We start from the raw sequence: 19,686 nt of genomic DNA, 5'->3' as shown, positions 1-19,686 counted from the left end.
TCATGCCCGGATACCGCGACTTTCAGTCAGGCCTGAGATTCCTGCCGACGCTGGTCATCGCCCCCGACGGTAGCCAGATCGCCTACGTCGACGACCGAAACGGCCAGTTCAACCTGGTCACGCAGTCACTGTCGGACGGCGCCACGCGTCGGCTGACCGCCAACACCGACTCGACGGTCCGCAGGGTTGCCTGGCACCCCGGCGGCGAATGGCTGTTGTACCTGGCCGATGACCACGGGGATGAGAAGACGCAACTGCACCGGATTGCCGCCGGCGGCGGGGACCCGGTGCGGCTCACCGACGTGCCGGACGTGCAGTTCTCCGCGGCCGAGGGCGATCCGTTCTCCCCCGACGGCAGGTTCGTCGCGTACTGCGGCAACGATCGGACCCCCGCCGACCAGGACGTGCTGGTCCTCGACGTGGCGTCCGCCGAGGTGCGCCGGGTGTACGCGGGCGGTGGCAGGACGTTTCCCGGCTACTGGTCTCCGGACGGGACCAGGCTCACCGTCGCCGAGTGGCGGACCACGAACAGTGACCACCTCGTGTACGTGGCGTCCCTGGACGGCGCCGAGCCCCGTTCGCTGACGTCGCGCGACGGTGTGGCGACGTACTGGTTGGGCCCGTGGCTGCCGGACGGCAGCGGCTTCCTGGTCATGTCGAACTTCGAACGGGAGTTCACCGGTCTGGCCGTGATGGACGCGGACACCGGCGCCCTCACCTGGCTGGACACGCCGGACTGGGAGGTGCAGGAGGTCGCCCTCTCCGCTGACGGGCGGGTGCTGGTCTGGAACGTCAACGTCGACGGCTTCTGCCAACTGCGCGGTCGTGACCTCGGCACCGGCGCCGACATCCGGATGCCGGAACTGCCCGCCGGGGCGGCGACCGGCCTCACCGTCTCGGCCGACGGGCGCTTCGTCGTGCTGCGATTCTCGACGGCGACCCAGCCGTGGAACATCCTCCTGATCGAACTCGACACCGGCGAACTCCGGTGGCTCAGCGACGCTCGGCCGGTCGCGGCCGACCCTGCCACATTCGTCGCGCCGACGCTGGTCCGCTATCCAGCCGGCGACGGCCGTCAGATTCCCGGCTTCCTCTACCGTCCCGAGGGTCAGGAGTCGGCCGGTGTCCTGATCTCGGTGCACGGTGGTCCGGCCTGGCAGGAACTGCCGGTCTACATGTACGACGGCTTCTACCAGTACCTGCTCGCGCACGGTGTCGGCGTCTTCGCCCCGAACATCCGCGGCTCTCTCGGCTATGGCCGTGCCTACTCGGACCTGGTGAACCGTGACTGGGGCGGCGGAGATCTGACCGACCTCGCCGACGCGGTGGCCTTCCTGCGAAGCCAGGAGTGGGTCGATCCGGCCCGCATCGGGATCATGGGCGCGTCGTACGGTGGCTTCGCGGTCCTGTCCTGCCTCAGCCGGCTGCCGGAGCTGGACTGGGCCGCCGGCGTCGACCTGTACGGGCCGAGCAACCTCGTCACCCTGGCGAAGGCCTCGCCTCCGACGTGGCGTTCGCTGGTGGCCGCGGTGATCGGTGACCCGGAAGCGGATGCGGACCGGCTGATGGCCCGCTCACCGGTCACCCACGCGGACCAGATCCGGGCGCCCTTGCTGGTCATTCAGGGGGCCAACGATCCCCGGGTGCCCCAGCACGAGAGCGATCAGATCGTGCAGCGGCTGCGGTCGCGTGGGGTGGAGGTGCGGTACGAGATCTTCGCGGACGAGGGGCACGGCCTGCTCCGCCGGGACAACCAGGCCAAGGCCTTCGCGGACGCGGGCGAGTTTCTGGTCAAGCATCTCGGTCAATGACGCCGGCTCGGTCGGCCGACGGCACGCCCACAGGTGAGGCGCGACCGTCGGCCGACCGGGTCATCCGACCTGGCCCCCGACCACGTGCTCAGACTGGCCGACGCGCGGAGGCTCGTTGTGCCTCGGTGCAGCTGCTCAGCGCTCCGGCGCGCACCAGTCGCAGCTCACCGAACCGACGACTGTGGGATTCGTCCCCGCCGCCGACGTCGAGGCCATCTGCGGAGCGGAGACGGACAGGGCCACGGCGAAAACAGCTGCCACGGCAGCGATGTGCTTCCTCAAAACTGCTCTCCAATGCCGATCACCAAATGGACGGCAGAATCCTAGCGTCTGTGTCATCGACCGTGGGGCCCATTGATGCCCGACAGGTCATCCATCGTCGCCAAAGAGATCACGAACAGTCCGCAGCACAAACGATTCCACGATCGAGGGCGTCGGCTGCTGGATCAGCCGCAGCGCCTCGTCGAGCGACGCCCGCGCCTGCGGGATGCGACCCGCCCGATGGTGGCAGATGCCAAGTCCGCGCAGCACCTGGGCCTGCCCGTGCCGGTCGCCGAGGACCGCGGTGATCTGCAGGACGTGGTCGAACAGTGGGGCCGCCTGCTCGTGAGCGCCCGCCGCCAGTAGGCACATACCCTGCCAGAACAGCGCTTGCCCGCGTGCCATCGGCGCGGGACCGATCGTGTCGTACAGCGCGAGGGACTTGTCCAGGTGCACCTTGGCGCCGTCCCGGTCACCGAGATCCAGGTAGGCCTGCCCCATGCCCCGCAGGACGAAGGCGGCACCGCCCACGTCGGTGTCCCGCAGACCCTCAAGCGCCAACGAGTACCGATCCAACGCCCCGTCCGGCTGGCCCCGGAAACGCATCACCATGGCGAGGTACGCATCCACCACCGCCACGCCGTGGGCGTCGCTGATGTCGTCGAATAGTCGCCTGGCATGCGTGAGGTAATCGTCGGCCTTGTCGATTTTCTGGCGGTCGAGGCTCAACATCCCCAACCGGTAGGAAATAGCCGCCTGCCCCCGAATGTCGTTCCCCGCGACCGCGCTCTCCCAGGCGACATCGAGGACGCGTTGCCAGTCGTCGTACTGCCGGCGCAACGGAAACAGCGGGGACACCGTGCAGGCGAGATCCCAGGCGGTTTCGGCGAGCCCGTCGCGGGCCGCTCGGTTGATGATCGACACGATGGTGGGGCGTTCCACATCGAACCAGCCGAGCAGATCGGTCGCCGACGAGCCGACGAGAACCTCGTCGACCTCCCACCGTGGCGTCCCGCCCTGGATGGTGAGGCTGAGCCCGCCGTACAGCGTGTGGATGAGCCGCTCGATGATGCTCAGCGCGGCGCCGAAGGCCCGGCCACGTGCCGCGCTCAGCTCCCCGGGAGCGGCCTCCGGCAACGCCCGCTCCCGGGCGAAGAGGCGCACGAGGTCGTGCAGGCGGTAGCGCGGCTGACCGGACGAGTAGTGGCCGGCGAAGTCCAGCAGTTGGGCATCGATGAGCTGTTCCAGCAGCTCCTGTGCGGTGTCGGCAGTGGTGTCCAGCAGCGCGGCGGCGAGCCAGTCGCTGACCTCGGCGACCTCGATGTCGCCGAGACGGCGCAGCAGCGTCCGCGCCGCCGGGCTCAGCACCTGGTAGCTGAGTGCCAGGCTGGCGCGGACGTCGAGGTGACCGTGCGAGAGCCGGTCCAACCGGCTGCGCTCGTCGTCGAGCATCTGGACGAGCCGGTCGACGGTCCAGTGCGGTTTGGCGGCCAGCTTCGCACCGACGATCCGGATCGCCAGCGGCAGGTAAGCGCAACGGCTGAGCAGGGCGGTGGCGGATGCCCCGTCGAGCATCCGGCCCGGGCCGGCGATCCGGGTCAGCAGGAGCGCGGAATCCGCCGCGTCCATCACCTTGAGCGCCACGGTCTGTGCGCCGAGGATGGCGCCCAGCCGGGCGCGGCTGGTGACTAGGACGCCGCACGACGTGCTGCCGGGGATGAGGGCTGACAACTGGTCGTCGGCGGCGGCGTTGTCCAACAGGAGCAACAGCCGCCGATCCGCGAGCAGATCTCGATAGAGGTCCGTCCGCTCGTCCAGGGTCGCGGGCAGGTGGAGCCCGTCGACGCCGAGCGCACGAAGGAACCGACCCAGCACCTCGAACGGCGCGAGGCCCCGATCGCTGTCCGCGCCACGAAGGTTGACGTAGAGCTGTCCGTCCGGAAAGGAGCCGACCAGTCGGTGCGCGACGTGGATGGAGAATGCGGTCTTTCCGACACCGGCGGGCCCGGACACCACCGCGATCCGGGCGCCAGCGCCCGGACGTAGCAGGATCTTCTCGATCCTGGCCAGCTCGGACTGCCGCCCGGAGAAGTCGGCGATGTCAGCGGGAAGGTGCCGCGGCGTGCTGAGTTGGAACCCGGCCCGGGAGCTTCGTCGCTGCCCGTCCGGAGGGGGCGGCGGCTGGGTGGAGGCGACAGCCGCCCGGCTGCCGTCGGTGTCCGCCGGGCCATCGGCGCCCCGCAGTACGGCGAGGTGGATCGCCTGTATCTCGGCCGACGGGTCGGTGCCCAGTTCGTCTCGCAACCACCGCCGCCACCTGTCGAACGACGTCAGCGCCTCGGGGCCTCGTCCCGACCGGGCCAGGGCCTGGATCATCTGACCGACCAGCCGTTCCCGGGTGGGATGCCTGCCGGCCAACTCGACGACGTCGTCGACGATGTCGCGGTGGTTGCCGAGCCGGAGCTCGACGTCGAAGAGGTCCTCGTTCGCGGTCAGACGCAACGCCTCCAAGCCCTGGGCCAGGTCCGCCTGCCCCTCGGCCGGCAGCCATCCGCCGAGGACCGGCCCGCGCCAGAGGGCCAGCGCCGACCGGAGGATCGACCGTGCCTCGTCGTCGGAGCCCCGCGTCCGCTGATCGCTGACCAGGTTGCGGAAGAGTTGGGCGTCGACCTGCTCGGGTGACACCCGCAGGCGGTAACCACCACCCGTGGTGTCCAGCAGAACCGCTGGATCGGGGTCCACGGCCAGGTCGAGGATCGCACGAATCTCGGACAGCCGGGTCTGCAACACCGCGCGTGCCCGCTTGGGCGGCTCCTCACCCCACAGTAGATCGATCAATCGGTCGCCGGTGACCAGTTGGTTCGCCTCCAGCGCGAGGATCCCCAGGAGCACTCGCTGCTGACGCCGAGCGAACTGGAGCGGAACCCCACGGTTCCACACCTCGACCGGGCCCAGGACCCGAAGCTCCACCACGACCTTCCCGATTCCCACGGCTGTCGATCTGACGAGTTCCGGCGTTGGGAAGAATACGGGAAGGATTCGGCATGGGTGGTCCGTGATTCTTCTTTCGACCGACACGGGGGTGTGGTTGGCCGGCGTTCAGCACATCGATTCACGACGCCGACCGGTCGACAGGTTGAGGGACGACGGGGGCGTGCGAAAAAGTGGAACAACCTTTACTGGTTGTTGAGATACGCCAGCACGGCGAGGACACGCCGGTGATCATCATCGGACGGGGGCAGGCCGAGCTTGGTGAAGATGCTGCTGACATTCTTGTCGATGGTCTTCTCGGCGAGGTGAAGCACGGCAGCGACCGCAGAATTCGTACGCCCCTCGGCGACGAGCGCGAGCACGTCGTGCTCGCGAGGCGTGAGGGAGTCGAGCGGCGAACTGGCCGGGGCGGCGTTGAGGACGCGGGACACGACCTGCGGGTCCATCACCGTGCCGCCGGAACTGACCTGGTAGAGCGCCATCATGAACTGGTCGGCGTCCATCACCCGGTCCTTCAGCAGGTAGCCGACGCCGCCAAGGTCGTCCGCGAGCAGCTCCACGGCGTACAGGGGCTCGACGTACTGGGACAGGATGACGACCGGCAGGCCCGGGACGCGTCGCCGGGCCTCGATCGCCGCCTTGAGCCCCTCGTCGGTGAAGGTCGGCGGCATGCGGACGTCCACAACCGCGACGTCTGGTCTGGTCGCCTCGACCGCACGCAGCAGTTCGTCGGAATCGCCGACGGCGCCGACAGTTTCGCAGCCGTACGCCTGCAGCAGCCGGGTGAGTCCGTCGCGCAGCAGGAAATGGTCGTCGGCGATCAACACCCGCAGGGGGGTCTCCATGTTCATGGCTTCAGGCTACGAGTCGCGATGGCCGGTTCCGTGCGGCACCACGAGGGGGAGCAGGCCACGTGACGGCAATCGAGGTCCGGGATCTACACAAGAGTTATGGCACCCATAGCGTTCTGCGCGGCGTGAGCTTCACCGCGGATGCGGGCTCCGTGCTCTGCATCCTCGGGCCGAACGGGGCGGGCAAGACAACGACAATCGACATCCTCACCACACGGCGACTACCGGATTCGGGCACGGTGCGCATGCTCGGTCGGGACGTGGTGCGTGAGCGGGACGCCGTCGTCCGGGACATCGCGGTGGCGCAGCAGGAGGCGGCGGTCGACACGTTCCTGACCGGCCGCGAGAACCTGGTCCTCTGTGGCCGGATGATGCGTCTCGGCAAGGCCGACGCGCTTCGGCGCGCCGACGAGCTGCTCACCCAGTTCGGTCTGGCCGAGGCGGCGCGCCGGCCGGCCGGGGAGTATTCGGGCGGCATGCGGCGCCGGTTGGATCTGGCGATGTGTCTACCGGCGTCACCCAAGGTGATCTTCTTGGACGAGCCGACGACCGGGCTCGACACGTCGAGTCGGGCCAAGCTCTGGGCCGCGGTCAACGAGCTGGCCGCTGCCGGGACCACGATCGTGCTCTCCACCCAGTACCTGGAGGAGGCCGATGCGCTCGCCGACCAGATCGTGATCATCAATCGCGGTGTGGTGGTGGCGTCCGGCAACCCCCGCCAGCTCAAGCAGCAGGTTGGCGACGAGCGGGTGGAGGTCCAGGTGGAGCGGCCGGCGGTCGCCGCCGCGACCGCGGCGCTGCGTGCGGCCGGATGCCGCGACGTCGCGCTGGACGAGCACGAGGCCCTCATCTCGGTACGGGTGGACGGCGGCGCCGCCGGACTGCTGCTGGTCGCCGAGGTGCTGCACCGCGCGCAGGTGACGGTCGGTGGTCTCGCACTGCGGCAACCCACAATGGATGAGGTCTTTCTGGCGCTCACCGGCAGGAACGAGGAAAGGGCGCGGAATGGCACTCGCATCGCCGGTTGAGCGCAGGGACGGCCTCCGGGTGGTCCTCGCGGACATCGGGGCGTTGACCGGTCGTCAGGCGCTCCGCACGATGCGCTCGCCCGGCAAGTTCATCGGTATCGCCATGAACCCGGTCGTCATGATCCTGGCGCTCGGCCTGATCTTCGTGAAGGCGATCAGGGTGCCCGAGGGTGTCGACTACCGGGCCTACATCGTCGCGGGCGTCGCCGTCCAGGTCGGGCTCTCCTGCATCGGACCGACCGCGATCAGTGTGGCGCTCGACCAGCGTTCCGGGATGGTACGGCGGCTGCGGACGATGCCACCGCCGGCCATGTCGCCCCTGATCGCACAGAAGATCGCGGATCTGGCGGCGGCTGTCGCGGCGCTGATCCTGGTCAGTCTGATCGGCGTTCTGCTCGGCTGGCGGCCCTCGGGCAGCCTCGGTGACATCTCGCTCGCGTACCTCCAGTTGATCCTCTTCTACGCGGCGACCATCGCGGTCGGCATCGTGCTGGGGCTGGTCTTCTCGGACCCGGAGACGATCGAGCCGATCGGGGCGGTGTCGCTTGTCATCTTCTCCTTCGTCTCGAACGCGTTCCTCAGCCCGGACGTCATGCCGGGACCGATCCGCGTGATCGCGGAGTGGAACCCGGTGAGCATGGTCGCGACGACCTGCCGTCGGCTCTGGGGTACCGCCGTCCCTTCCGACGGGTCCTTCCCGATGGAGCACTCCCTCTCGTTGTCGCTGCTCATCAGCACCGGGCTCATCGTCGTCTGTCTCGGCCTCGGCGCGCGGATCCTGCGCCGGGCCGCCCGATGAGTACGACCACTCCCCGCCCCACCGGACCCAGGAACGGGCAATGAAACCTGACAACATCAGCACGCGTATCGCTCGCGTCAGCGCGCGGCATCCTGTTCTCGCCATCCTCGTCTGGGTCCTCGTCATCGGGGCCTGCGTCGGCGCGTCAGCGGCGACCGGCATGCGGAGCGCCACCTCGGCCGAACTCGCCGTCGGCGACGCCGGCCAGGCGGCTCGGCTGATGCAGGAGGCGGGCCTGGAGGAGCCCGCGACCGAGTACGTTCTCATCGCCGGCGGCGCCGCGGCCGACCGGACGAGCGCCGCCACCCGGGTCACCGCCGAACTGGGCGGGATCGCGGACGTGGCAGCGGTCGCCGGTGCCGTGCCGTCGCAACAGCGTACGGACCTGCTGATGGTGCCGGTCGTGCTCAGGGGTGACCCGCAGACGGCGTACGAGCGGGTGGAGTCCACCCGGTCCGCCGTCGAGCGGGTGGCGAAGGAGTTCCCCGCCCTCTCCGTCGAGCAGACCGGCTCGGCATCGATCAGCGCCGGCCTCAACGAGCAGCTCGCCAACGACTTCGCGTCCGCCGAGATCCTCAGCATCCCGGTGACGCTGCTGGTGCTGCTGCTGGTCTTCGGCGCGTTCGTGGCGGCGGTCATCCCACTTGTGCTCGCGCTGACCTTCGTGGCCGGCTCGGTCGGGCTCAGCGCGCTCGTCTCGCACCTGATCCCGGACTCGGGCACCACCTCGAACGTCATCCTGCTTGTTGGTATGGCGGTCGGCGTCGACTACTCGCTGTTCTACGTGAAGCGCGAGCGCGAGGAGCGGCACGCCCGGCCGGACGGCGGAGACTCGGTGGAGATCGCGGCCGCGACCTCCGGACACGCCGTGGTCTTCTCCGGCATCGCCGTCATCGTCTCCATGTGCGGGCTCTACCTGGTCGGCGACCCGTCCTTCAACTCGCTTGCCTCGGCGGCGGTCATCGTCGTCGCGGTCGCCGTCGGCGGCTCGCTGACCGTGCTCCCGGCGCTGCTGGTGATTCTCCGGCGCGTGCTGGACCGCCCCCGGGTGCCGTTCATCTGGCGGATCACGAACAAGCGGACCGAGGCCGCGCCGAGGCTCTGGCCCGCCGTGCTCAAGCCGAGTCTCCGGCGACCGCTCAGCACGCTGATCGTCGTGACGCTGGGCCTGATCGCGCTCGGCCTGCCCGGCCTGCAGCTGTCGCTCGCCGCCCAGCGCGTCGAGGACCTTCCCGCCGGCATCCCGGCCGTCGCGGCGTACGAGAAGCTCTCCGCCGGATTCCCCTCGGTGGGCGCCCAGTTCGAGGTCGTGGTGCGGACCGCCGGGCGGGCCGACTGGGTCGCCGACGGGCTGCGCGGCCTGGCCGAGAAGGCCCGGACGGCCGGCCTGGTCAGCGGCGACGACGCGGTCTCCGAGGTGCGGACCTCGGCCGACGGGCGCACCTCGGTGATCGCGCTGACCGTCAACCACGCGGATGGCAGCACGGCGGCCAGGGACGCGCTGACGGCGCTGCGGGGCACGTACGTGCCGGCGCTGACCGCGCAGCACGACGGCGTGACGGCCGTCGTGGGTGGCCAGACCGCGGCGGACCACGACTACGACCGCAACATGCAGGACAAGCTGCCGATGGTCGTCGGTTTCGTGCTGCTCTTCAGCCTGATCGTCATGGCGATCACGTTCCGCTCACTCGTGATCGGCGTGGTGACGCTCGTGATGAACCTGATGTCGACGGCCGCGGCGTTCGGTGTGCTGGTGCTGGTCTTCCAGAACTCCTGGGCCGACTCGCTCCTCGACTACCGGTCGACCGGAACGATCATCTCCTGGGTTCCGCTGTTCCTCTTCGTGATCCTCGTGGGGCTCTCGATGGACTACCACGTGTTCGTGCTGCACCGCGTCTACGAGGAGGCGCGAAACCGCGTCCCGATCCGCGACGCGGTCGTCACGGGCATCGTGCACTCGGCGGGCGTCGTCACCGCCGCCGCCCTCGCCATGGCCGCGGTCTTCTCCGTCTTCGCCACGCTGAGCTTCAACGAGTTCAAGCAGCTCGCGATCGGCCTCGGAGTCGCCGTCCTGTTGGACGCGTTCGTCATCCGCGCGTTCCTGCTGCCGTCGACGCTGCTGGTGCTCGGCCGGGCCGCGTGGTGGCCGGGACCACTCTCGCGCCGCCGGAACGACACCGGCGTGCCGCCGCTCGCGCCGGCCGCCGACACCGCCGACGAACCCGCGCCGGTCTCCACCTGAACCGGCGCCACCTCAGAAAGAAGCAGACTGACATGCTGAACTTCGACGTGGTGCCGGGCCGCGCGGTGCGCGACATCCTGGCCGAGCGTAAGACGGTGCTGGAGATCGTGCGTGAGGCGTACCTCGCGCACGGCGCCGGGCGGACCAACAACCCGGATTCCTACTTCCTGCGCTTCGACGACAAGCCCGCCGACCGCATCATCGCGTTGCCTGCCCGAACCGCCGTCGCCGACGCGGACATCGCCGGCATCAAGTGGATCGCCAGCTTTCCGGAGAACGTCGAGCAGGGGCTGCCGCGGGCGTCGGCGGTGCTGGTGCTCAACGACATGGCCAACGGCTACCCGTACGCGCTGCTCGAAGCCGCCGGGATCAGCGCGGCTCGGACCGCGGCGAGCATCGCGCTGGCGGCTGCCGCGGCGCAGGCCACCCACCCCGGCGACGGCACCGTCGGTTTCTTCGGGGCGGGCGTGATCGCGCGGACGATCCTCGTCTACCTGGCCGAAGCCGGAGTCGACGTGCGGAACGTCCTCGTCTGTGACCCGCACCCGGGCTCGGCGGCGTCGCTTGTCGCGTACGCGGAAAGCCTGGGGATGGCCGGTCGGGCCGTGCCGGCGGCGGAGGCACTGGCGGCGGGCACTGTCGTGACCGCGACCAACACCGGGGCTCCGCACCTGGACCGCGCCCCGGAGCCCGGCCAGGTCTACCTCAACGTCTCACTGCGGGACTTCACCCCCGAGGTGATCATCGCGGCGCAGAACGTCGTGGACGACGTGGACCACTGTCTCAAGGCGAACACCTCCCCGCACCTGGCCGAACAGCGGCTCGGGCATCGGGAGTTCATCACCGGGACCATCCCGGGTCTGCTCGCGGGCGAGTTCCGCCTCGACCCGGCACGCGGCGTCGTGATCTCACCGTTCGGGCTGGGCGTGCTGGACCTGGCCGTCGGCCACTGGGTGCACGGAACCGCGGTCGCGAGTGGCACGAGCATCAGGATCGCCGGTTTCTTCGGCGAAGAGCAGCGCTGGTAGGCCAATTCCATCCTTCTCGGAAGGCCCCACTGTGACCATCATCGACAATCCCGTCGAGTTCAACGTCGACTCGCTCTTCGTTGACCTCACCGCGGTTCTTGGACGTACCGTTCTCCTCAAGTGCGAGGGCCTCAACTTCGCTGGGTCGATCAAGCTGAAAACCGCCCGCTACATGGTTGAGGAGCTGGAGCGCAGCGGTGAGCTGCACGCCGGCCGACACCTTATCGAGTCCTCGTCGGGCAACCTCGGTGTCGCCCTCTCCGTCATCGCGGCGAGCTCCGGGTACCGGTTCACCTGCGTGACCGACGCCCGTTGCAACCCCTCCACCCTGGCGTTCATGCGGTCCATGGGCGCCGAGGTGCACATCATCGACGAGCCCACCCCGCACGGCGGCTTCCTCGGCGCGCGGATCGACCACATCCGTGAGCTGTGCGCCGACGACAGCAGCTACCTGTGGCTCAACCAGTACGCCAACCCGCGGAACTGGCAGGCCCACCACCAGACCACCGGCCCGGAGATCTTCACCGAGTTCCCCGACGTCGACGTCCTGTTCATCGGGGCGGGCACCACCGGCACCATCGCCGGTGTCGCCCGGTATGCCGCGGACCACCATCCGCGTACCCGGGTCGTCGGCATCGACAGCTACGGCTCGGTGAACTTCGGCGGACCTCCCGGCACCCGGTTCATCCCGGGTCTCGGCTCCAGCCTGGACCCGCAGATGCTGGACCGGTCACTGCTCTCGGACACCGTGATGGTGGCCGAGGAGGAGGCCGTCCGCGCCTGCCGCCGGCTCGCCGCGCGGGGCTTCCTCTTCGGCGGCTCCACCGGAACCGTGGTCGCCGGCGCCGACCGCTGGCTCGCCGAGCACGACCCCGAGGGCCGGCTCACGAGCGTCGCGCTCGCCCCCGACATGGGCCTGCATTATCTGTCCACTGTGTACGACCAGACGTGGGTGGCCACCACGTTCCCGGCCCTGGACCAGCCCGTGCAAGTCGTCGAGGAGATGGCTGGATGACCACACCCACAGCACTACCGTTGACCAGCACCCAGTACGGCATGTGGCTGGCCGAGCGAGCCGCGCCGGGCAACCCCGCGATGATCGTCGGCGGCCTCGTCGAGATGCATGGCGCGATCGATCTCGACCGGCTGCGCGCCGCGGTGCACCGCACCATCCACGAGGCCGACGCGCTGCACGTCGGGTTCGAGCTGCGCGACGGCGTTCCCGTGCAGGTGCCGCACTCGCGGGACGACTGGGTACTCGAGGAGTTCGACCTCTCGGGGCGTACCGACGAGGAACCGGACGCGTGGCACCACGAGCGGCTGCGTACCGGGATGGAGCTGGACCGGCAGACGTTCCGGGCGAGCATCGCGAGGCTCGGCCCGGACCACCACCACTTCTACTTCGAGGCGCACCACGCCGCATTCGACGGTTACTCCGGTGGGCTCATCGGCCGCCGGATCGTCGAGATCTACAACGAGCTCGGCGGTGCGGAGCCGAAGCCGGCGTACACCCCGCTCGCCGGGGTGGTCGCCTACGACGAGGAGTACCTGAACTCGGAGCGGCACGACCGGGACGCCGCGTTCTGGGCGGAGATGGCCGCCGACGCCCCGGCGCTGACCCTCTTCGGCGACGCCGAATGGCAGGCGCCCGACGGTGAGCTGCGGATCACCCGCAGCATCGGCGCGGAGGCGGCGGCCGCGCTGCGGCTCCGGGCCCGGGAGCTGAAGATCACCTGGCCGGCGCTCGCCGTGGCGGCCATGGCCCTGCACACCGCCCGCGCGACCGGACGCCGGGAGTTCCTGCTGACCATGGCGGTGGCCCGCCGGGCCGGCGACGCGGTCCGCAACTCCCCGGCGATGTATGCCAACTTCCTGCCGTTGGCCGTCCGCCTGAACCCGTGGGAGGACACCGCGACCCTGGTCCGCCGGATCTCCGCGGATGTCAAGGCGCTGCTGCGTCACCAGCGCTTCCCCGTCGGCGGCGTCCGGCGGGCGTTGAACCTGTCGTCCGCCGACCGGCGTCCGCTCGGCCCGGTGGTGAACGTGCTCGGTTACGGCGGTGACCTGCTCATGGAGGGTGCGACAGCCGAGATCCGCGACGTCTCCACCGGACCTGTGGACGACGTCCAGGTCGCCTTTCACGACCGGGCCGACGGTTCGATCGACGTGCACTGGAACGTCAACCCCCGGATGTACGACCGCCAGCAGGCGCAGGCCCAGGTGCACGCCCTGCTGGCCGTGCTCGACGCGCTGCGTACCGATGACGGCCCCCGCGACCTCGCCGCGGGTACCGCCGCCGCGTTGGTCGGGCCGGAGCGGCCGACCGGCGGCAGGGACCTGCTGACCGCCCTGCGCGACACCGCCGTCGGGGCCCCGGACCGGCCGGCGGTCAGCGACGGGGTGACCGCCCACGACTACGGGGCCCTCGCGGCCGCCGTCGCCGCCGCGGCGGGTGGCCTGCGCGACCACGGAATCGGCGCCGGTGACCTCGTCGCCGTGGTCGCCCGCCCGTCCGTGGAGACCCTCGTCGCGATTCTCGCGGTCTGGGCCCGAGGCGCCGCCTACCTGCCAATCGACGAGAACGCTCCGGCCGAGCGCAACGTGGGGCTGGTCCTCGACGCCGCACCGGCTTGCCTCCTGGTCCCCGCGGAGCTGATCGGCGGCGCGCTGGCCGCCACCGTCGCCGCGACCGTGCCCGTGCACGGCTTCGGGGAGTTGGACAGCACGACGCCGATCGTCGACATCGCGCAGCCCCGGCACGGCCGGAGCCTCGCCTACGTCATCTACACCTCCGGCTCGACCGGCCGGCCCAAGGCGGCGATGGTCGACTGGGTGGGCATGCACAACCACCTGCTGGCCAAGGTCGAAGACCTGGGCCTCGGCCCGGTGGACGTCACGGTCCTGAACGCGCCGATGACCTTCGACATCTCGGTGTGGCAGATGATGGCCCCACTGCTCTCCGGAGGCACCGTCCGGATGGTCCCGCGCGCGGTGGCAACCCGTCCGGACGCGCTGCTCGACGTCGTCACCCGGGAGGCGGCCACCGTCCTGGAGGTGGTGCCGTCGCTGCTGCGCGCCATCCTCGACGAGTGGGCCGACGGCGCGGACCTGCCGGTGCCACACGGGCTGCGCTGGATGGTCGCGACCGGCGAGGAGCTTCCCGCCGACCTCTGCGGGCGTTGGCTCGCGTCGGTGCCGTCGGTCCCGCTCGTCAACGCGTACGGGCCGACCGAGTGCTCCGACGACGTGACCCACGCGTTCATCGACGGCCCGCTTGACGATTGCCGCGCGCCGATCGGTCGCGCCCTGCGCAACACCCGCCTCTACGTCCTCGACGAGTTCCTGCGACCGGTCTCTCCCGGCGGACGCGGCGAGCTGTACGTCGGTGGCGTCGGCGTCGGCCCCGGCTACCTCGGCCTGGGTGCCCGCACCGCCGCGACCTTCCTGCCCGACCCGTTCGCGGCGCGGTCGGGGGAGCGCATGTACCGCACCGGTGACCTGGTGCTGCGCCGCGCCGACGGCGCCCTGGAGTTCCTCCACCGGCTCGACGCGCAGGTCAAGGTCCGGGGGCACCGGATCGAGCTTGGCGAGATCGAGTCGGCGCTGCGCCGCGTACCCGGGATCACGGACTGCGCGGTCGCGGTGACCGGCAGCGGAGCCGTCCGGCGGCTCTGCGGTTACCTGGTGGGTGTCGCGGATCCGGCGCTGGTCCGCGACGAGGTGGCCCGGCAGTTGCCCGAGTACATGGTCCCGGAGGCATGGGTCCGGCTCGACGCGCTGCCGCTCACCCGCAACGGCAAGGTCGACCGCCGGGCGTTGCCCGAGCCGGAGTACGCCGTAGACGACGAGGAGCGGTCCGACTCCGAGGCAGTGAGCCTGGTCGCCGCGGTCATGGCGGACATCCTCGGCCTCGATCGGGTCAATCCGCGGCAGAGCTTCTTCGAGCTCGGCGGAAACTCGCTGCTGGCCACCCGGCTGGTGACCCGGCTACAGGGCCGGCTCGGCCTGGCGGTGACGCTGGAGCAGCTCTTCGACGACCCGACACCCGCCGCGCTCGCCGCGGCCGGGCCGGCGGGCGCGATCGAACCACCTCCGCCGCCGGCGGTGCCCGCCGGCGACGATGCCGTGGCGTCCTCCGGCCAGCGCCGGCTGTGGACGCTCGAGCAGCTCGACCCCGACGAGGTCGCCTACCAGATCCCGGTGCTCCTGCGGTTCGCCGAGTCGGTGGACCCGGTGTCGCTCGACGCCGCGTTGCGTGACCTGGTCGAGCGGCACGACGTGCTGCGCACCCGGCTCCTGATGGACGGCGACGGCCTGCGTCAGCGGGTCGTGCCGATCGACGGGCCGCTGCTCACCCAGGAGACCGTCCCGGAGGGCCGGCTGGACGAGGTGGTGCGGCGGCGCGTCGCGCGACCCATCCGGCTCGACCGGGACCTGCCGATCGACGCGGTGCTGCTGCGTCAGGCCGGTGCCGACGCGCTGCTCGTCACACTGCACCACGCCGCCTGCGACGGCTGGTCTCTGCGGATGCTCTTCGACGACCTGCGCACCGCGTTGGCGGCCCGCCGGGACGGGCGGGCACCGAGCTGGGCCATCTCCGAACCCACGTACCGCGACTTCGCCACGTGGCAGAAGACGGTGACGCGGGAGCCGGGGGACTGGCTGAGCGCCCGGACCGCCTACTGGGAGCGGACGCTGGCGGGGCTGGCGCCCTCGCCGGGCTGGGACCGAGCAGCGAGCGGACCCGCCCCGACGGGGCCGCGCGCCGCCGGGACCGTCGACTTCCGGCTGTCCGCCGAGCTGCGTACCGCCCTGCACCGGGTCTGCCGGGACCAGGTCGTCACCCCGTTCATGGTGCTGCACGCCGCCCTCGGCGTGGTGCTCGCCGAGCTGACCGGCAACCGCGACCAGGTGATCGGCACCGCGGTGCACGGGCGGCCCGACCCGGTCTGGGAACAGGTCGTCGGCTTCTTCACCAACACGGTCGTGCTGCGCACGGACCTCTCCGGGCGGCCGAGCTGGCGGGAGCTGCTCTCCCGGGTGCGCCAGGCGGACCTGCGCGCTCTGGAACACGGCGACCTGCCGTACGAGGTGGTGAACGCCATCTCCCGCAGGGTCTCGGACGCCGGCCCCGACCTGCTCAAGGTGGTGCTGGCGTACCAGGACCGGGTGCCGCGCACCTGGCCCGGCGCGACGGTCGAGGTGCTGCCGACCGGGCAGGCCCGGTTCGACCTCGCGCTGGAGTTCGACGACGCCGCGGGGGCCGACGGCGAGCCGGAGTTGCGCTGCCGCGTCGAGTACGCGACCGCGGCGCTCTCCGCGGAGCGGGTGGATCAGATCGTCGCCGGTCTCCGGCGCGCCCTGACCGCGCTCACCGCCGACCCGGACCGACGCGCGGCGGCCGGCCCTGTCGGTACCGAGCTGGAAGCCCTGCTGACGCTGGGCCGGGGCGGCGTGGCCACGGGCCCGAACGGCACGGTGCTGGATCTGCTCGCCGAGGTCGTGGCGGCCCACCCGGACGCGCCGGCCCTGCTCTTCGGCGACACCGTGCTCACCCATCGGGAGTTGGACGACATCACCTCCCGCTGGGCGCGCGTCCTGATCGGACGCGGTCTCGGGCCGGACGACACGGTGGCGGTCGTCGTGCCCCGCTCGGCGGAGACCATCGTCGCGCTGTTGGCGGTACTCAAGGCCGGCGCGGCGTACCTGCCGATCGACACGGACAACCCGGCGGAGCGGGTGCGCGTGCTCTGCGCGGACGCGGGGGCCGCCGCCTGCCTGGTCACCCGGGCGAGCGCGGATCTGCCCGGCGACCGGCCGGGCGTCGTGGTCCTCGACGAGGAGCCGTTCCGCGGATTCGCCGCGGCGCAGCCCACTGATCCCGTCCGCGACGACGAGCGCCGCCGCCCGCTGCTTCCGGAGCACCCTGCGTACGTCATCTTCACCTCGGGATCGACGGGTCGCCCCAAGGGCGTGCTCGTGCCGCACCGCGGCCTGCGGACACTGCTCGACAACCAGCGCGAGGTCTTCGGCGTCGGCGCCGGGCTGCGCGTGGTGCAGTTCGCTTCCATCGGCTTCGACGCCGCGACCTGGGAGTCCCTCACCGCGCTGGCGTGTGCCGGGCTGCTGCTGGTGCCCGACGCCGAGGAGCGTACGCCTGGCGAACCGCTCGCCGAGTTCGTGCGGCGGCACCGGGCGACGCTGCTCTGCGTGCCGCCGACCGTGCTGACCGCGTTCCCGGCCGGTACGGTGCTCACCCCCGGCATGTACGTGGTGGCGGCGGGGGAGCGCTGCACACGTGAGCTCACCGAGCGCTGGGCGCCGGACCATCACATGATCAACGCGTACGGCCCGACGGAGACCTCCGTCTGCGCGTCGATGACCGGCGCGCTGACGCCCGGGACGGAGCCGACGATCGGGCGGCCGATCAGCGGAGCCCGGCTCCGCGTCCTCGACGACGACCTGAACCTGGTCGGCCCGGGAGTCCCGGGTGAGCTCTACGTCTCCGGTCCCCTGGTGGCCCGCGAGTACGTGGGCCGTCCGGACCTGACCGCGACCCGGTTCGTCGCCGACCCGTACGAGCCCGGTCGACGGATGTATCGGACCGGCGATCGGGTCCGGTGGACCGCCGACGGCCAGCTCGACTACCTCGGCCGTACGGACGACCAGGTGAAGATCCGTGGCTTCCGGATCGAGCCCGGTGAGGTGCGCGCCGCGATCCTGGGGGTGCCCGGCATCGCCGACGCCGTCGTCGTGGTCCGCGAGGACCGTCCGGGCGACCGCCGCCTGGTCGGTTACGTGATCCCGGAGTCGGGCCTGCGGATCAGTACGGCCGAGGTGCGGTCCCGGCTCGCCGTCGACCTTCCGGCCCACCTGGTGCCGCAGGCCGTCGTGGAGGTGCGGGAGTTCCCGCGCACCCTCAACGGCAAGCTCGACACGTCCCGCCTCCCCGCCCCCCGCTACGACGCGGAGGCGCCCGCCCGTGCCGGTGGCGACCCGGTCGCCCAGGCGCTTGGCGAGGTCCTCGCCGAGGTGCTCGGGCTCGACGCGGTCGGCACGGACGGTGACTTCCTGCTGCTCGGCGGCGACAGCATCCTGGCGGTCACGGCGGTCGCCAGGGCCCGCGAGCGCGGGCTGACCGTCACCGCGCGGCAGGTCCTCGAACTGCGGACACCCGCCGCGCTCGCCGCCACGGCGAGCGTCGCGGTCCCGGCGGACGCCCCCGCCGAGCACGCGGGGACGTTCGCGCCGTTGCCGGTCGCCAGGTGGCTGCTCGGCCGCACCACGGCGATCGGTGAGTTCAGCCAGTCGGTGCTGGTCCGGCTCGACGCCCCGGCGGCGACGGAGACCGTCCGAGCGGCCCTGCATCGCCTCACCGCCCGTCACCCGATGCTCTCCGCGTCGCTCACCGACGACGGGCTGCGGGTGCCGCCGCCCGGCACCGGAGCGGGCCCGGCCATGGCGTCGTCACCGGCCACCGGCGACGACGCGAGCATGGCGGACGTCGAGACCTGGCCGGTGGCTCGCCTCGACCCGTGGGCCGGCCGGATGGTGCGGGCCGTCCTCTGGGAGGACGCGCCCGGCAGCACCGCGCTCGTCGGGCTTCAGGTGCACCACCTCGTCGTGGACGGGGTGTCGTGGCGGATCCTGCTCGACGGTCTCGGCGAGGAGCTGCGCGGCGGCTTCGGACCGGACCCGGTCCCGGGCGGTACGGCGTACCGGCGCTGGGCGGGCATCGTCCAGGACCAGGCCGCCTCACCCGAGCGGCGGGGCGAGCTGGACGCGTGGCTCTCCCGGTTGCGGGCGGCCCCCGGGCCGCTCGGCGGTGCACCGCTCGACCAGGACCGCGACGTCTTCGGCTCGGCGCGCCGCGCCGCGCACGACGTCCCCCCGCAGATCACCCGCGCCCTGCTCGCGGCGGACGGCGTCGAGATCTCGCACGTCCTGCTCGCCGGGTACGTCGTCGCGCTCGCCGCCTGGCGGCAACGCCGAGACGCCACCGCCGACGTGCTGTTGCGCGTCGAGGGCCACGGCCGCGAGGACATCGCGGCGGGCGTCGACCTGTCCGGAACCGTCGGTTGGTTCACCACCGAGTGGCCGGCACGGTTCGATCTGGCCGGTCTGGACCTGGCGGCCCTGCTCGCCGGTTCCGCGCCGGAAACGGCGGCCGAGCTGATCGCCCGGGTCGCGTACCAGATGCGGCACGCGGCGGACCACGGGATCGGGTACGGCATGCTGCGCTACGCCGACCCGGAGACGGCGGCCCGGATGGCGGAGCTGCCCGAGCCGGAGATCGGCTTCAACTACCTGGGCCGGGCCGACACCGCGCGTCCCGGCAGCGGGCTGCGGCCGCTCGGCGCGGGCGGAGCCGGGCACACGGACCCGGCGATGCCCCTGCACCACGTGCTGGAGCTGGAGGCCCTCGTGGTGGAGCGGGCCGGTGGGCCCGCCCTGGTCACCCGCTGGCTCTGGGCGCCGGCGCTGCTCACCGCCGAGGACGCCGGACAGCTATGCGAGCTGTTCGAGCAGGCACTGGCCGCCCTCACCGGCGTCACCGCGGCCACGGCGCGGGCCACCGAGCTGACACCTGACGACCTGCTCCTACTCGACCAGGAAACGGCCTCGCTGGACGAGCTCGCCGACGCGCTTGGCCTCTCCTGAACACCCTTGACGGA

Annotated in this window: 9 protein-coding genes; 7 read left to right on the top strand and 2 right to left on the bottom strand. The window is 71.4% G+C overall.

The window, feature by feature from the left end:
- Window positions 1–2 precede the first annotated feature (2 nt).
- Window positions 3–1,811 carry a S9 family peptidase gene (locus tag OG505_RS22105; protein WP_405427162.1) on the top strand — a complete coding sequence of 603 codons (1,809 nt, stop codon included), beginning with the start codon at window positions 3–5 and terminating at the stop codon, window positions 1,809–1,811.
- A gap of 369 nt (window positions 1,812–2,180) precedes the next feature.
- Here OG505_RS22105 and OG505_RS22100 read toward each other — a convergent pair whose 3' ends face one another.
- Together OG505_RS22100 and OG505_RS22095 are read right to left on the bottom strand one after the other, a co-directional pair.
- Window positions 2,181–5,042 carry a BTAD domain-containing putative transcriptional regulator gene (locus OG505_RS22100; RefSeq protein ID WP_405427160.1) on the bottom strand — a complete coding sequence of 954 codons (2,862 nt, stop codon included), beginning with the start codon at window positions 5,040–5,042 and terminating at the stop codon, window positions 2,181–2,183.
- Window positions 5,043–5,248: 206 nt separating this feature from the next.
- Window positions 5,249–5,896 carry a response regulator gene (locus tag OG505_RS22095; RefSeq protein WP_393367099.1) on the bottom strand — a complete coding sequence of 216 codons (648 nt, stop codon included), beginning with the start codon at window positions 5,894–5,896 and terminating at the stop codon, window positions 5,249–5,251.
- Between the two features lie 143 nt (window positions 5,897–6,039).
- On the opposite strand from OG505_RS22095, the gene OG505_RS22090 reads away from it, so the two are divergent.
- From OG505_RS22090 to OG505_RS22065, 6 genes are read left to right on the top strand one after another with little or no spacing between them, the layout of a single operon-like run.
- Window positions 6,040–6,942 carry an ATP-binding cassette domain-containing protein gene (locus tag OG505_RS22090; RefSeq protein ID WP_405427158.1) on the top strand — a complete coding sequence of 301 codons (903 nt, stop codon included), beginning with the start codon at window positions 6,040–6,042 and terminating at the stop codon, window positions 6,940–6,942.
- Entirely contained in the window at window positions 6,920–7,741 is an 822-nt protein-coding gene (locus OG505_RS22085) for an ABC transporter permease (RefSeq protein WP_405427156.1), read from the top strand. Before OG505_RS22090 ends, OG505_RS22085 begins: the two co-directional genes overlap by 23 nt.
- A 40-nt stretch (window positions 7,742–7,781) precedes the next feature.
- The gene (locus tag OG505_RS22080) at window positions 7,782–9,983 is read left to right on the top strand and encodes an MMPL family transporter (RefSeq protein WP_405427154.1); all 2,202 of its coding nucleotides are present in this window, start codon (window positions 7,782–7,784) and stop codon (window positions 9,981–9,983) included.
- A gap of 32 nt (window positions 9,984–10,015) precedes the next feature.
- The gene (gene sbnB, locus OG505_RS22075) at window positions 10,016–11,011 is read left to right on the top strand and encodes a 2,3-diaminopropionate biosynthesis protein SbnB (RefSeq protein WP_405427152.1); all 996 of its coding nucleotides are present in this window, start codon (window positions 10,016–10,018) and stop codon (window positions 11,009–11,011) included.
- 31 nt (window positions 11,012–11,042) lie between these two features.
- Window positions 11,043–12,026 (top strand): 2,3-diaminopropionate biosynthesis protein SbnA, encoded by a 984-nt coding sequence (gene sbnA / locus OG505_RS22070; protein ID WP_405427150.1) that lies wholly within the window; start codon window positions 11,043–11,045, stop codon window positions 12,024–12,026.
- Complete coding sequence (locus tag OG505_RS22065) at window positions 12,023–19,672, top strand: amino acid adenylation domain-containing protein (RefSeq protein ID WP_405427148.1); 7,650 nt, start codon at window positions 12,023–12,025, stop codon at window positions 19,670–19,672. Before sbnA ends, OG505_RS22065 begins: the two co-directional genes overlap by 4 nt.
- The last annotated feature ends 14 nt before the right edge of the window (window positions 19,673–19,686 follow it).

This window comes from Micromonospora sp. NBC_00617 (assembly GCF_045161355.1).
Taxonomy (GTDB): Bacteria; Actinomycetota; Actinomycetes; order Mycobacteriales; family Micromonosporaceae; genus Micromonospora.
The sequence above is the reverse complement of the archived record's forward strand: the minus strand, read 5'-3'. Positions and strand labels throughout refer to the sequence as shown.

Excerpts from the sequence above, each read along its gene's own strand:
- OG505_RS22080 (WP_405427154.1), top strand. The coding sequence starts at position 7,782 with ATGAAACCTGACAACATCAGCACGCGTATCGCTCGCGTCAGCGCGCGG.
- OG505_RS22085 (WP_405427156.1), top strand. The coding sequence starts at position 6,920 with ATGGCACTCGCATCGCCGGTTGAGCGCAGGGACGGCCTCCGGGTGGTC.
- OG505_RS22105 (WP_405427162.1), top strand. The coding sequence starts at position 3 with ATGCCCGGATACCGCGACTTTCAGTCAGGCCTGAGATTCCTGCCGACG.
- sbnB (WP_405427152.1), top strand. The coding sequence starts at position 10,016 with ATGCTGAACTTCGACGTGGTGCCGGGCCGCGCGGTGCGCGACATCCTG.
- OG505_RS22065 (WP_405427148.1), top strand. The coding sequence starts at position 12,023 with ATGACCACACCCACAGCACTACCGTTGACCAGCACCCAGTACGGCATG.